The organism is Mastigocoleus sp. MO_188.B34, assembly GCF_030065675.1.
Classification (GTDB): Bacteria; Cyanobacteriota; Cyanobacteriia; order Cyanobacteriales; family Nostocaceae; genus Mastigocoleus.
In genome coordinates this window covers 1-15,413 of record NZ_JASJDK010000032.1, presented here as the reverse complement: position 1 = coordinate 15,413, position 15,413 = coordinate 1, and the positions used below count along the sequence as shown (strand labels likewise).

At 36.2% G+C, this 15,413-nt stretch carries 10 protein-coding genes and 1 tRNA gene; 4 read left to right on the top strand and 7 right to left on the bottom strand.

Features of this window, described 5'->3' with window-relative positions; translation table 11 throughout:
- Nucleotides 1-24 precede the first annotated feature (24 nt).
- Nucleotides 25-1,626 carry a 2-isopropylmalate synthase gene (locus QNJ50_RS10320; protein ID WP_300634952.1) on the top strand — a complete coding sequence of 534 codons (1,602 nt, stop codon included), beginning with the start codon at nt 25-27 and terminating at the stop codon, nt 1,624-1,626.
- A gap of 39 nt (nt 1,627-1,665) precedes the next feature.
- Here the strand turns inward: QNJ50_RS10320 and QNJ50_RS10315 are convergent, their stop codons facing one another.
- A complete protein-coding gene (locus tag QNJ50_RS10315; protein ID WP_300634950.1) occupies nt 1,666-3,054 on the bottom strand; it encodes a DUF2330 domain-containing protein in 1,389 nt (462 codons plus the stop codon).
- Between the two features lie 146 nt (nt 3,055-3,200).
- Nucleotides 3,201-4,121, bottom strand: a complete 921-nt coding sequence (locus QNJ50_RS10310; RefSeq protein WP_300634949.1) for an RnfABCDGE type electron transport complex subunit D — start codon at nt 4,119-4,121, stop codon at nt 3,201-3,203.
- A gap of 258 nt (nt 4,122-4,379) precedes the next feature.
- On the opposite strand from QNJ50_RS10310, the gene QNJ50_RS10305 reads away from it, so the two are divergent.
- Nucleotides 4,380-4,466: transfer RNA gene (locus QNJ50_RS10305), tRNA-Ser, on the top strand.
- Between the two features lie 625 nt (nt 4,467-5,091).
- Entirely contained in the window at nt 5,092-5,715 is a 624-nt protein-coding gene (locus QNJ50_RS10300) for a CP12 domain-containing protein (RefSeq protein WP_300634948.1), read from the top strand.
- Nucleotides 5,716-5,819: 104 nt separating this feature from the next.
- Here QNJ50_RS10300 and QNJ50_RS10295 read toward each other — a convergent pair whose 3' ends face one another.
- The 4 genes from QNJ50_RS10295 to uvrB all read right to left on the bottom strand — a co-directional run bounded on the left by QNJ50_RS10295 (nt 5,820) and on the right by uvrB (nt 11,174).
- Nucleotides 5,820-6,944 carry an LptF/LptG family permease gene (locus QNJ50_RS10295; protein WP_027841753.1) on the bottom strand — a complete coding sequence of 375 codons (1,125 nt, stop codon included), beginning with the start codon at nt 6,942-6,944 and terminating at the stop codon, nt 5,820-5,822.
- Nucleotides 6,945-7,336: 392 nt separating this feature from the next.
- Complete coding sequence (lptB, locus tag QNJ50_RS10290) at nt 7,337-8,065, bottom strand: LPS export ABC transporter ATP-binding protein (protein WP_300634947.1); 729 nt, start codon at nt 8,063-8,065, stop codon at nt 7,337-7,339.
- 35 nt (nt 8,066-8,100) lie between these two features.
- Nucleotides 8,101-8,541, bottom strand: a complete 441-nt coding sequence (locus QNJ50_RS10285) for an LptA/OstA family protein (RefSeq protein ID WP_300634946.1) — start codon at nt 8,539-8,541, stop codon at nt 8,101-8,103.
- Between the two features lie 635 nt (nt 8,542-9,176).
- Nucleotides 9,177-11,174, bottom strand: coding sequence for an excinuclease ABC subunit UvrB (uvrB, locus tag QNJ50_RS10280; protein ID WP_300634945.1), 1,998 nt, complete (start codon nt 11,172-11,174; stop codon nt 9,177-9,179).
- Between the two features lie 366 nt (nt 11,175-11,540).
- On the opposite strand from uvrB, the gene QNJ50_RS10275 reads away from it, so the two are divergent.
- Entirely contained in the window at nt 11,541-12,032 is a 492-nt protein-coding gene (locus tag QNJ50_RS10275) for a hypothetical protein (protein ID WP_300634942.1), read from the top strand.
- Between the two features lie 845 nt (nt 12,033-12,877).
- On the opposite strand, the gene QNJ50_RS10270 is transcribed toward QNJ50_RS10275, so the two are convergent.
- Nucleotides 12,878-13,543 carry an NYN domain-containing protein gene (locus tag QNJ50_RS10270; RefSeq protein ID WP_300634940.1) on the bottom strand — a complete coding sequence of 222 codons (666 nt, stop codon included), beginning with the start codon at nt 13,541-13,543 and terminating at the stop codon, nt 12,878-12,880.
- Nucleotides 13,544-15,413: the final 1,870 nt, after the last annotated feature.

Here is a 15,413-nt window from a genome sequence, read left to right as displayed (position 1 = left end):
GTAAAAACAAAAACAAATACAATAATGGATACCAAATCAGAACGCATAATTATTTTTGATACTACCCTCAGAGATGGCGAGCAATGTCCGGGAGCGACTCTGAATATAGATGAGAAACTTACTATCGCAAAGCAGTTAGCGCGTTTGGGAGTAGATATAATTGAGGCTGGCTTTGCCTTTGCTAGTCCTGGAGATTTTGAAGCTGTCAGTAGGATTGCTGAAACAGTGGGAACAAGCGATGGTCCAGTTATCTGCAGTTTAGCTAGAGCACGTCACGAAGATATCAAATCAGCCGCTGATGCAATCAAAGCTGCAGCAAAGCAACGAATTCATACCTTCATTGCGACTAGTGATATTCACCTCGAATATAAGTTGAAAAAAACTAGATCGGAGGTGCTATCAATTACTGGGGAAATGGTAAGTTATGCCAAAAGTTTTACAGATGATATTGAATTTTCCCCTGAAGATGCTGCTCGTTCCGAACCAAAATTTCTTTATCAAGTTTTAGAGCAAGCCATTGCAGCAGGAGCAACTACGATTAACATTCCTGACACGGTAGGTTATACAACTCCTAGTGAATTTGGAGCATTAATTAAAGGAATAAAAGATAATGTTCCCAATATCGATCAAGCAATTATTTCTGTACATGGACATAACGATTTAGGTTTAGCTGTCGCTAATTTTTTAGAGGCAGTAAAAAATGGTGCTAGACAGTTAGAATGTACGATTAATGGTATTGGTGAAAGAGCAGGAAATGCAGCCTTAGAAGAATTAGTAATGGCGCTACATGTAAGGCGACAATATTTTAATCCCTTTTTAGGACGTCCTACTAACTCGGAAGAACCATTAACCAATATTGATACTCAACAAATTTATAAAACTTCCCGTTTAGTTTCTAATTTAACAGGTTTATTAGTCCAGCCAAATAAAGCAATTGTTGGTACAAATGCTTTTGCTCATGAATCTGGAATTCATCAAGATGGAGTACTCAAAAATAAGCGAACTTATGAAATAATGGATGCCCAATTGATAGGTTTAAATACTAATAAAATAGTATTGGGCAAACATTCAGGTAGAAATGCTTTTCGTACTCGTCTGAAAGAATTAGGTTTTGAACTATCAGAAAACGATCTAAATAAAGCATTTGTAAGATTTAAAGAAGTCGGAGATAAAAAGAAGGAAATTACTGATTGGGATTTAGAAGCACTTGTAAATGATGAAATTCAACAAGCGCCAGACCTATTTCGTTTGGAATTAGTACAAGTTTCCTGTGGCGATCGCAGTCGTCCGACAGCAACAGTAACCCTTCGCAATCCTGATGGTAAAGAACTAACTGATGCTGCAATTGGTACGGGACCAGTAGATGCTGTATATAAAGCAATTAACAGGGTTATCAATGTACCCAATCAATTAATTGAATTTTCTGTGCAGTCAGTAACAGCGGGTATAGATGCAATTGGGGAAGTGACTATTCGTCTGCAATACGAAGAAAGGGTTTTCTCAGGTCACTCAGCAAATACAGATATCATTGTGGCATCAGCACAAGCATATGTTAATGCACTCAATAGGTTATACGCTGCGCTGGTTAATCAGCAAAAACAACAGCAAGTTGGTGGTGGTGTTTAGTTGATTGCTCCCCTAGCTGTAGCTAGGGGATTCTAAAAACTAAAATCCTACCCACTGCAATAAACTTTGCCACCAGGAGTTAGTAGGCTGTTCATTGATACTCATTTTCTTACGAATATCTTGAATATTCCAACTAGTAAGTTTGGCAAGATTTTGTGCTTCTTTCTCAAAACGTCTAGGTAAAGACCTTTTATATTGTCGACCAGCTTTACAGTTTAAGTCACCTTTGAAAGGATGTCGCAAAACATAACGTCCTTGGAAGTTTTGTCTGTTGGATGTTTCTTGGAACATCAAGTCTTCAGGAAATTTATTGCGGGTGTAGCGGACATGCAAGCGAGTAATGAAAATGTTACTTGGGTGAGGACGACGAAAACGTCGACCTCTGGGATTGATTGGTAGATCCACAGCAGGTTCGTCTAACCAAAATACTCCAGCATCTTTGAGTTCTTGTCGGTTGAGAGGTTGAGCAGAACAGGGATCGCAAGTACCCATATCCCAAGCATATTCAAGAAAAACAACTTTTTTGTCTTCCTTGGTATATGCTGTTTTAAACATAGATTTATAAAAATCCTTGAATTCATCTTTAACAAATACGGGGATATTAGTATTTGAAGGAACTTTTACTGTGCGATAGTTAGTAACCTCTGCTTGTCCTTTAGGGGAAATAATGTAAACCAACAAGTCTTGCTCTGCTGTGGAGTTGATCATCCCCAAACGAATCGGAAGCATGTATTTGGAAGATTCATAGGATATTTGCAAAGGACGGAGGAATTGATAACCTTTTTCCTCAAATTTATCTAAGTTGACTTTAGCAACAAAGAACTTCATCCCCTGACGGATATAAGGTTGCAGTAAACTTCTTGCTCCTCGAGGAATTTTGTAGCCGTTGCGTCGTAACCAAGTTTGTAAACCGTTAGATTCTTTTGCACTCAGAATAACAATATCGTATTCACCAACATTAAACTTAGCTTCTACAGTCACGCCTAAATTATCAGCTTTTTTCAAACGCCCTGCTGGTCTAGGTGCACCACGACTGGCACCACTTAATGCTTGTCTTTCGTATAAAATTGGGTTGCAAGGATCTTCATCAAAATATTCAACTAAACGTGGTGCGCTAAAAGCATCTAATCTTTCAATAATTTTTGATTTTGCAACTTTAACTTGTTCTTTTTTTAGCACTGTTGGAACAGGAACTACCATAGCGAAATCCTTGACATCACCTTGATAATCATTTGCCATTGTCAACACAGTGCGATTGTCTTTACGAGCAATGACAACCTGAGAAGCTTGGTTATATAGTTTGCTATCAGCTTTAGCAACATAAAATCCACAAAAAGCCCAGGCTGCAGGGGTAAAGTAAAACAGTATGACAAAACTTAGTAGTAATGAAATTAATACCCGAAATATTTGTTTGATTGAGAGTATCATTTTGATTTTTTAGTTCTTGATTGATATTTACGAAAAAACTTCTTTTTATACAATTCCCAATTATTGATTAATTTTGTTCTTTTGCTTGTTTCTTACTCCATCAAGCGCTGACTTGTTACGGACATAGGAAAGAAAATTAATACTTTCTAATCCCTAATCTCTAAGATTGAATCCCCAATTCCTTGACTACTCCAAGAAAATCGCTGTGCAGTCCAGATTGCATCAAACAGTACTGTTAAAGGTGCAAGTAAAAATAGTGCCCAAAATACAGCGGTGGACATCAAAAAATAATTCCTCAGAATAAAAGTCAATGTGGCGATGCAGATCGCCCAAATAACCCTACCGATACGAGAATTAGGAATTGAACGAGGATCGGTCACCATAAATAAAGCAAACAGCAATAAAGATCCATTAATTAAACGGTGTGAGTAAACATCCCAAGTCCAACCCAACCAGAAATTACGAATACCTTCTAAAACTGCATAAGTACCCAAAAAAGCTGCTGTAGTATCCCAGCGACCAACTTTTTGCAAAATTATTCCACCAGCACCAAGAAATAACATTGCATACCACCAATCTTCCCCCCACTGTCCTGGGGATACCCAAGCATCATTGGTTAATATCAGTGCTGCAATGATGCCAAAATTAGCTGGATTAAAAAAATGTTTATTCCCTACTTTAAAGATAAATTTACTAGCGATTGCAAAAAATCCAGCGATGGCTATAGTTGTCCAATGGTCAGCGCGCAAAAGCAAACTTAACCCTAGGGAAGTAATTAAGGCGCTGCGGATGGAAAGATTGGAGTTTAAGAAATCTAAGTTAGCAAAACTTGAGTGAGAAAAATTCAAGCTAGAAGAATTTGAGTTAGAAGAATTTGAGTTAGAAGAATTTGAACTATCACCTTTAGACTGATTTCCTCGACTAAAGATCCATTGGGTTATTAGGCAAGTTGCAATAGCGATTAAAATTAATTCCGGTCGTACAGTCCAATCCCTTGTCCCAATCCCCAAGACTAAAAACAAAGTGAGGAATAGAATTTGATAGTCTCTAAGGTCTTGAAAAAGCATTACATGTTTATTTTGGATAATTGTCTATTTTTTCTTAAATTTAGGCTTAAATTCCCTTTTATCTTGTTCTCGTTACAGAATTTGCTACCAAGTGCAAGTATAAAATTAACTCTTGTTAAGCATTAAATATAGATAGGGAACAAATTAGAAAAAAGAATATGTTGGTTATTCTCAACTCGTGATACTCTTGTTAGAATAGAATGCGGAACTTTTGGTTTCTTCTAGACTCAGGTCTATTTCAATTAAATATTTTTGTTTGGAGAGGTGGCAGAGTGGTTGAATGCGGCGCACTCGAAATGCGTTTTGGCGGCAACGTCAACGGGGGTTCGAATCCCCCCCTCTCCGTTTTTACTTTTTTCTTTCATAGTATTTTCCTGTTTCAACAAACTAAGGAAATAGGAAACATAAAAAATTCAGGAGTCAGGAGTCAGGAGTTAGAAGTGAAATACTCCTTGACGCTAATTCTCAATGTTTTAGTTGTATGTCACTTAATTGCAATTCCTTATAATTCATCTCTAATCCTGAGACAGATGTCATCATTCTTAATTTATTCCCCATGTGAATGTGGTTAATATTTGGGTGAGTTTGTCTATATCTTCTCTAGCGATCGTCAAACAGAAATATTGCAGCTAGAGGAAACTTAATAGAAAACTCCAAGCTACATACTTCAAAATAGATATTTCAAACTCAAAACATATATTTCAAACTGCTCAATTCATAGCGAAAATCTATAAACTTTAGTTAATTTTAGTAAAATTCTGGCAAAATTATCTCAAAAATATTTATCTCAAAATACTTACATAATCGCAGCAGTAATTTTTAAATTGCAACTTTAAATCTCAACTTTGAATCTAAGCTTTAAATCTTAAGCTCCAAATCGTAAACACCTAAATCTTGTCAATCAAAAAAGTAATTGATTGAGCAAATTAATAATTACCCCCAATTAGTTTAACAACCGGAGGCTAAAGCAATGATGAAAGCCGAAGATATCATGAGCAAGGAGGTAGTTACGATCAAGGGTTCAGCGACTGTTGCAGAAGCAATTACATTGATGAAAAATCATGGAATACGAGCTTTGATTGTCGAGCGCTGTCATGAATATGACGCTTATGGAATAGTATCGGAAACAGATATTATCTATAAGGTAACGGCTTACGGTAAATCCCCCAAACAGGTAAGGGTCTTTGAAATTATGTCCAAGCCCTGTATTATCATCAATCCAGATCTGGGTATAGAATATGTAGCCAAAATGTTCGCTAATACCGGTATCCACACCGCACCTGTAGTTCAAGGTGAATTATTAGGCACAATTTCAGTTACAGATATTCTGACTAAAAATGATACTATTGATAGCCCCAAAGCTATTTTGTTTGAAGAAGTAATTCAAAAAGCAGTAGAAGAAGCTCGCACTATTTGTGCAATTTATGGTGCTAGTTCTAAGGTATGCACTGCAGCTTGGGATGCGGTTGAAGAACTACAAGCACAAGCAATCAATCAAAAAGCTGAAAGTATTATATCTACCAAAGCTTCCTTTGAAGAATACTGTGCCGCAAACCCAGATGCACCAGAATGTCGTATTTATTATGAAGATTAAATAGTTATCAGTGAACAGTAAACAGTGAACAGTGAACAGAAAATAAAAACCAGGAAACACTAATCAAAAACTGATAACTGATAACTGATAACTGATAACTGAACCTAACGTTTTGCGATTCGCATCAATAAAAAGATACCGATACCCAAACACAAAAAGTTGGATGTCCAAGCTGCCATAAACGGAGAAAGAATACCTGCTTGCCCTAAGGCACTAGCGAAAAAAGATACTATATAGTAAGTGAATATGATTACAATGCTAAGAGCGAAACTTGTACCTTTCCCACTTCTTTGGGGTACGCTTCCCAGCGCCGAACCAATCAACCCAAAAACTACACAAACGAAAGGTAAAGAAAATTTTTCTTGAATTCTAACTTTGAGTTTCTGAATCTTTCTATCGTCACCTCTGAGACGTTCAATTTCCAATTGCTCCAACGCTTGAGCAATATTCATCTCACCATAATCTCGGCTTTTTTGTGCTACGTCTAGCGGAGTTCGGGGTAATTTGAGTTTTTGGTGTTCAAACTTGATGATATTGCGATAGGAACTGTCAGAAGATACCAAATATATAGTACCGTCATAAAAATCCCAGACATTTTCCGATGGATTCCATTTACCAGAATCTGCAATAACAATTTGACTTAAAGTTTCCAAACCTTCTTGAGAGCGATCAATTACTGTCAAACCTTTCATTCGGTTACCGTCAAATTGATCGGCGTAAAATAAACGCGATAAAACTTTTTCTTTACTACCGTCCTCTTGTTTGACTCTGCGATACTCCGGATAAATTATATTTGCTTGCTTAAACGTGGGTCTTTCTGATTTTAAAGCTTTATTAAGAGTTATTGTTGCTTGATATTTTGCTACTGGTGCAATTTGTTCATTAAAAATAAAGGTAAGACCCGTTACAAATAAACTCAGTATTACTGCAGTTAAAACCATTCGATAGACACTGACCCCGCAACCACGCAAAGCAACCAATTCACTTTGACTGGAAAGGCGACTATAGGTCATTAAGGTCGCAAGGAGCGTGGACATGGGAAAAGCTAAGACAATGAATTCTGGTAGTCTTAAAAGAAAAACTTGTCCAGCAAGAGTTAGGGGCAAACCAGATTCAACGACCTTTCTTATTAGTTCAAATACAGCACCAATTGATACCAAAATAGAAGAAAAAGCCCCTACACCAAATAAAAATGGTGGTAGTAATTCGCTTGCGAGGTATCGATCCATTATCGAAAATGGTAGTAGCGAATTTAGGGTATAAAAGGACTTTTGTTTAGCCATTAGTAGTAGTTGCTGAGGATGGGGATAGCACTCGTGCCCGCCGCCGCCTTGCGGCATAGAGCCTGCGGCGTCGGCAGATCCGCAGGTGACGGCTCCGTAGGTAGCGTAGCTATAGTCATAGCCTCTGGGTATTAGAGATTGGGTATTGGGAATGAGGAAGTAAATCAATAGGAATTAATTAAAAATGACAAACAAATAGACAGACAAGTAAAATGTTTGGATATTTACTATCGAGTTATATTACCTTTTATTTGTTCTTCATTTCCCATTGCCTTTTCCCTTACTCATCAGACAAAATTTTTAACCAAAATGTGGAACTAATTTTCATCCGGTGTTTGCTAGACGTGAAAATTATCGCCTAAATAATACTGTTTGACTAAAGGATTTGCATACAGTTCTTCTGGAGTTCCCGAAGCTAAAATTTCTCCCTCACGCATGATATAAGCTCGATCGGTAATAGCAAGGGTTTCGCGAACATTGTGATCTGTAATTAGAATTCCCATGTGGCGATCGCGCAATTGAGCAACAATTTCTTGAATTTCGGCAACTGCGATCGGATCAACTCCAGCAAATGGTTCATCTAAAAGTAGAAATTTGGGTCCATCCTTTCCTGCAGCTAAAGCTCTTGCTAGTTCTGTTCTTCGCCGTTCACCTCCAGAAAGTTGAATTCCTTTAGAATTAGCGACTTTTTCTAAACTTAGATCCTTTAGTAAAGTTTGTAAGCGAATTGACCATTCTTCCGATGGAACGCTAGTTTGCTCCATTACTAGAAGGATATTATCCCGGACACTCAAGTTACGAAAAACACTCGCTTCCTGTGCCAGATAACCAATACCAAGTCTGGCTCGTTTGTGCATGGATAAGGGAGTAATGTCCTGCTTATCCAACCAAACCGTTCCTTGATTTGGTTTTTCTAAACCGGAAGTAATGTAAAAGGTCGTTGTTTTACCAGCCCCATTCGGACCGAGCAAACCAACCACTTCTCCTTGCGCTACAGAAAGATTAACGCGTTTGACGACCTCTCGCTTACCGTAAGATTTATGTATATTATCTAAAAGAATTTTCACAACTAATTTATACACCCCTTATTGAGTTTTCAATACTAATTTCTGCGTTTAAAACCAGGAGTGGAAGGTGCTGCTGTAGTATTGTTACTATTAGGGTTGGCATCATCTACGATGTAGACAGATCGTACTTGTTGGTTCGCTTTTGGTTGAGCAACAAATCGCCCTTCATCAATTAAGTATGTGACGACTTCAGCCCGGATACTATTAGCACCATTTTGCAAAATATACACATCACCACTAAGAACGATGCGACGTTCGCGATTAAACAATTGTGCTTGGGCTGCTGTTGCTCGAATACCTCGTGCTTTATACAACATTTGCACATTGCCACGGGCTGTTGCTACCTGAGTTTTACTATCATATTGTATTAGGTCACCATCAATTTGTAGTGGTTGACCTTGACCTGATTGTTGTGCGATCGCACTTGGCAGTTGAAGGGGATGTTTTTTATTGCGCAACGGAGTATCGAAAGACATTGCACATACAATTGCAAATGACAGTATAAAAAGCGACTTAAAACAATGTGTTTGTAGTTTAGATAACTGATAGTGGAGTTTCATAGTAATTAGGAGTTTAGTTATTTTTACTTGTATTTCTATTTGGATTTTAATTTTTACAAACAACTAATCTAGACTATGGAAACACAATCTAGATTAAATCACACATTATATTATTGCTTGACACAATTGACGTTTGACTGAACTTTAAAGTTTCATCGATGAGTCCAATTCAGGGAGTAAACATTAATTACAGCTTAAAAAGTATTAATATCAAAACATCATAGTGTTAAGCATTATTTAAAATCTCACTTTCCACTAGGAATAAAGCAAGTTAAATATAACACAAATAATTTTATTTAAGTTGTTTAAAATATGACAACTGGATTCACAAATAGCTAAATAAAAACTCAGAGTTAGACTAATTATGATAATAAAATTAGTAGGCACATAGAAAAATAAAAATTTAAATAATTGTACAAAAAAAGAACCAACATAAACACAAATATGACTTATAAATTTGTATTTTATGTATTTTAGTGACTCCCAATTCCCAATTATTTATCTCTAATTGCTACTAAAAGTAAAAAAGCCATAAACAAAAAATGAACTATTTAACGTCCTACTAATTTATCACGCAATTTTCTAATTCTATCCCTGAACTTCGCAGCTTCCTCAAATTCTAGGTTTTTTGCCGCTTCTTTCATTTCTGCTTCCAATTTATTAATCAAGTCAGGAATATCTTCTAGAGGTAATTCATTAAGATTTTCATCAACAGTTTCTAAGTCCTGTAGATTTACTCTGCGGGAAACTTCTAAGAAAGATAAAATAGCATTATTTGACTTTTTAATAATTGGTTGGGGCGTAATATTATTTTCTTGATTATATTCAGTTTGAATCTTACGGCGACGTTCGGTTTCTTCAATAGCTTTTTTCATACTATCGGTTAAGCGATCGGCATACATAATAACCTGCCCTCGGATATGACGCGCTGCCCGACCAATAGTTTGAATTAACGAACGTTCGGTACGCAAAAATCCTTCTTTATCTGCATCTAAAATTGCGACAAGAGAAACTTCTGGCAAGTCCAAGCCTTCTCGTAATAGGTTAACACCAACTAAAACATCAAAATGGCCTTCCCGTAAGTCTTGAATAATTTCTATTCTTTGGATGGAATTAATCTCTGAATGTAAATACCTAACTCGAATATTTTTCTCTTCTAAATATTCGGTTAAATCTTCTGCCATCCTCTTAGTTAACGTAGTAATTAATACTCGTTCATTCAAGTCAATCCGGTCTTTAATTTCACCTAACAAATCATCAATTTGACCTTCGGTAGGACGTACAAAAATTTCAGGGTCAACTACACCCGTAGGTCGAATAATTTGTTCGATGACATTACCATCAGATACTTCAATCTCCCAATTCCCTGGAGTCGCCGAAACAAAAATGCACTGATTTACTTTTAACCAGAATTCTTCAGCTTTTAAAGGACGATTATCAGCAGCACTAGGGAGACGAAAACCATGATCGATTAACACTTTTTTCCGAGCTTGGTCGCCATTATACATACCCCGCAATTGGGGAACACTAACATGGGACTCATCTATGACTAATAGCCAATCCTTAGGGAAATAATCAATTAAACACTCTGGTGGTTCTCCTGGTTGTCTTCCAGCCAAATGTCGGGAATAATTTTCCACCCCATTACAATAACCGACCTCCCGTAACATTTCTAGGTCATAGCGAGTACGTTGATCGATCCGCTGTGCTTCGAGTAATTTACTGACTTCTTCTAATTGGGCTTTGTGTTGTTTTAATTCAGTTTGAATATTAGTGCAAGCTTCTTCCAAACGATCTTTAGGAGTGACAAAGTGACGTGCGGGATAGATATTTACTGCTTCTAAACTCTGAAGAATTTCTCCTGTGATTGGATCAACATAACGAATCGCATCAATCTCATCACCAAAAAATTCCACTCGAATAATTCTATCTTCATATGCTGGTCCAATTTCCAAAACATCCCCGCGAACTCGAAAGCGTCCCCGTCCCATTTCCAAGTCGTTACGGTTATATTGAACTGATACCAAACTTCTAATAACTTCACGTTGGTTTACTTCCACTCCCACCCCAAAGGGAATAGCTGCATTGAGGTATTCTGTTGGCATTCCTAAGCCATAAATACAACTAATTGACGCTACAACAACAACATCTCGACGTTCAAATAAAGAACGGGTTGCAGAATGTCGCAACATATCAATTTCGTCATTGATTTGTGCAGTTTTTTCAATATAAGTATCGGTAACGGGGATATAGGCTTCTGGTTGATAATAATCGTAATAACTGACGAAGTATTCAACGGCATTTTTCGGAAAAAATCCCCTTAATTCATTACAAAGTTGAGCCGCAAGGGTTTTATTGTGAGCTAATACTAAAGTTGGCTTACCAATATTCTCAATTACTCTTGCTACTGTATGAGTTTTTCCGGTACCAGTAGCTCCCAGCAAAGTTTGAAAACGATTTCCAAAGTTAATACTATCAATAAGTTGGGCTATTGCCTTTGGTTGATCGCCTGTTGGTTGAAAAGGAGCTTGCAAAGAAAAGTCTACCATCAAATTTCTAAGACGCTTTTAGTCCTTCTCATCGTAACGAATACTGTTACCCTTTAGAGTAAAACTGAATCCTGACTTCTTTCCTATTCTTAACTTTCTAACCTCTGACTCCCTTAAAGCTGATTTTTTTCAGCGAACCAATTTATTTACAATTGGTATTGACATCTTGTAAATGCTAAAAACAGACAATAATCTTTACAAATATTAATCATTAAGTTTGACTTATGTATCAAACTTGAAGATACTTATATATAGTCAAGGATTTTTAAAGTTAAAATTTAATAAATAAGTAAAATTTCAATCTTTCAAAATTTTCATTTTCAAAACCTAAGTAAAATTCATTTATCAATTTTGAGGTATTAGCTTATGAGCGTTAGCAGCAATGAAGAAAAAGCAAGTTCTAGGCAAAAACCGACTCAAAATAAGGAAGAATTAAAAGTGGAAGTAGAAAAGAATTCAAGTGAAGCTTTGAATAAAGATGATAAGGGAGGAAAAGCTGCTAACATGTCCACAAATGAAGAATCTAACCCCAAAAACGAAGAAAATGGTAAATTAATCGTTGCTGGGACTCGCCCAATTGCTACCAGCGATCTCGAAGTAGCAGGAACTATGGCGATCGCCGGTTCGCGTCCTATTGGTACTAGTTCCTTGGAAATAGTAGAAACAGTTAATCTAATGGGAGTTCGTCCAATTGCTGCGAATACCATTCAGGTTGTAAGTACAATGAACCTTTCTGGAATTCGTCCAATTGCTGCAAGTAATATCCAATTATCAGAAACCTATTCTGTGATGGGTAACCGACCAGTAGCATCAAATGAAATTGATGACAGCTATAACTTAATGGGTTTTCTTGACTAGACTTTATTTACTGGTTTTTTCAAACCTATTTCCTCAGAAAATCCTCGCTCGATAAATAAATTTTTATCACCCGGTTACTTGTTAAAACCGGGTTATGTTTATTTATGAACGTACTCATTCTGGAACTAGAATCTAGGCAAATAAGTTTAGTCGCGATAGCGATACCAAACAAATTGATGAGTACAAGCACTTTTTGCTGGCGATTAACAATGAGAAGTTAACTACCATGACACTCTTATAGTTTGGTGAAGTAAAAGCACTCTCAGTAGAAAATCAATTTTTAATCCTAAGAACTGTTATTGAAATAAACGAAGAAATAAGGAACAACAAATTTCTTTACCCACCTACTTATTTATCTTGAACTGTAGTTCTGAGTTGAGATTCCGGGTTACCAATGAATGCAGATTATTTATAAGAGGAATGAATTAACTCTCAACTAGTATGCGCTGCACACCCCATAGTGATTGAAAACTTATTTGTCTTTATAATTTCTACAGTTTGTTGTAATTAAATACACATCGTAGATAACTATGAAAATAGCAATTTTGGCTTTTGAGGGGGGATAATGCATTATTTTGCTAACAGTCTACAGTTGTCGATAAATAAATTTATTTAGATAGATTTCTATTCACAGCCTCAAGGATATTAGCTTTTATTTCTTCCCAAGCGTACAAGCAAAATATGAGATTTTTGATAAATCCCTATTTTATGATTTATTACTATGCGGCAAAAATTTGCTGCATTCATATATAGTACTCTGCCATGGATACATAAGAACCTAGCATAAATCCCCTATAAAGTTTTCACTATTTGTTGCAGTTTTTACATTACTGCCAAGTTATAAGCTAACTTCCAGGTTCTTTTTGGATTTCTCCCTTAATATTTTCCAAGTCAGTGTAAAAGTCAGCCACCCTGATTAAACTTTCACTTGTCATCGAAGATAAGCTAACGACCTCAACATGAACTCCTTGATAGGTGATGTTATCCACCACATAGGTCAAATCACCATCTCCACTAAGTAGTATCAAAGTATCGCAGTATCTAGCAAAGTTCATCATATCTATGGCAATCTCTACATCTAGATTTGCCTTCTTGGAACCATCAGGGAACTGGACAAGTTCTTTAGTTACAACCCGATAACCATTACGACTCATCCATAACAAAAAACCTTGTTGTTTTTCGTTAGTTCGGTCTACACCAGTATAAAAATAAGCTCTTAGAAGATGCCGTTCTCTAGTCAAGCAACGTAGTAGTTTGGTGTAATCAATTTCTAATCCAAGATGCATTGCTGCATAAAACAGGTTGGCACCGTCGATAAAAATAGCTACTCTTTGACGCAGTCTCGAATCCTCAGGGTAACCTAAACCTGGGCCTGGAGCTGGGATCATACTAGAACTAGTTGCGATCTCCGGTTTTTCAATGACTTTTAGCATTGGTTGTTCCAAACGTTGCTCAGCGTCCAACTTTTCGGATAGTTGGTTATCATTCTGAGGTCGTGGAAGTAATTGCATAATAATTTACGACTCCTCAGTACATCATTGTCATCTTAAGTAAAGTAGCAAAAGTTGCTCTAATCGAAAATAAATGATTAGAGACAACTTTGGAAGGACTGTCATCTACACAAAATAATAAATTCATTAAGTTAAGTTAAAGAGATAAACCAAAAGCTTCTTGACTGGAATGTTTTGTCTTTACTTGCTTGTAATTACTTAAGTCCCCTTTCACCTTAAGGTACCTCTTTGTTCGCTGTAAGATACCCGGAAGAATTTCCTTGAAATCCCTAAGGATCTAAGTTGAATTCTTCAATCTGGATTGGTTTAACATTCGAACTATTAAAGCCCAATATTAACCCAGCTAGAAGGATTTAACTAGCCAGCAAGAATGGGGGTGAATAATTATTCAAAAAATTAATTTTTTTAGTTTTTACATTTTTGCTCCATGACAATGACTATAAAATTCAAAAACATTTACAAAAGTTAAATTAAATTAATATTTTGTTATGTATATTTAATCAAACTTTTACTACTTGAGCATGTAAGTAAGGGTACATGAGAAAAGAATTTTAGGATACCAAGGTGTTCTTAACATTTTCATGACGAGTAATTTCGTAGATTTTAACTGTTGTCCTTACATAAAGGCACCAGTGCTAGAGAAAAAAGATGATTTCTAAATTTTTTCTACTTAAGACTTACAGTTTAATTTTATTTCAGTAAATGTGCAGGGATTTGTGGAAAATAGTCACATAGTGTCTACTCATCTCCTGTTCCTTGATACACAATATTTACTCCTCCAGGAAAATATTAGCTTTGATTTAGAGGTGTGACGTGAGTCTTGATGTTTCCAAGCCAAGGCAAATAAATTGGTGGGAGTTAAAACAGAAAACAATGTTGTTAGCTTCACACGAACGTACATAATTTTATGGCATGGACGTTGTTGAGTCGCAGCTAAGTAGGAGTTGCTTCTGTCGCAGATTGTCTGTAGAAATCGGGGTGCAAAAAAATAGTAATCAAAAACTGAATTGCTCCGAGATTGTGTGATTTCTTTGTTTATGACCAATTGCTAACACATTTTTGGTTGTAAAGGCTGCAATCTGCTCTCAAAATAAATACATGTGGGAGTGGGAGGAAAGGCTTACTTTTAATCAAGAACTGAGCTTAGAACGACTATTTGGTATTAATTATAAGTAAGTATTCTTTACTCTGCCTTTCTTCGCTCAATTTATCACATGAAATACCTTTAAGTACTAAAAACAAACTTCCTAAATACAGTGCAACTACTGGAGGAATGATTTTTTTGCGTGTCAACTCGAATTAGCAAAATAATTGTTGAAGAAGAGCGATATCAAAAATCTTATTTTAGTGAAAAAAGTAAATTAACACAATTAATTGATATTTTCTTTCAAAACGATTAATCACTATATAGTTTGACTAACAACCAACGTCTTATATCAAGATAAATATGTATTTGTAATAATTCAATTAAATATACCATTTAATAATCATAATTTATTTCGTAGGGTAGTATATTTCAGGCTAGTAATTTTCATCTCCTCCTAAATCCCCCCAAATACCCCTTGTTAAGTTAAACTTCAAGCTCTATTCTCAAGTAGTCATGAAGATAATAATGGATAAAATTTAATTTGATTTATATAGATATAGGTTGATTCTTATCTAAATAGATATAGCAATCATATTTTATTTCTGAACAGTTCAATCCTGTAGAGATGTTGCAGAGCCTGCAGCGTCGGCGTTAGCTTCCGCAACTTATCCTAAGAAACTTGTGCTCGAAAGCTTATAAAACCGTACTTTTTGATTTTGTGAGCGTCAGTTTCTTTTATGTTTTGTGGAGGGGAAAACCCAACCCCTCCTCACCCGCTCTACA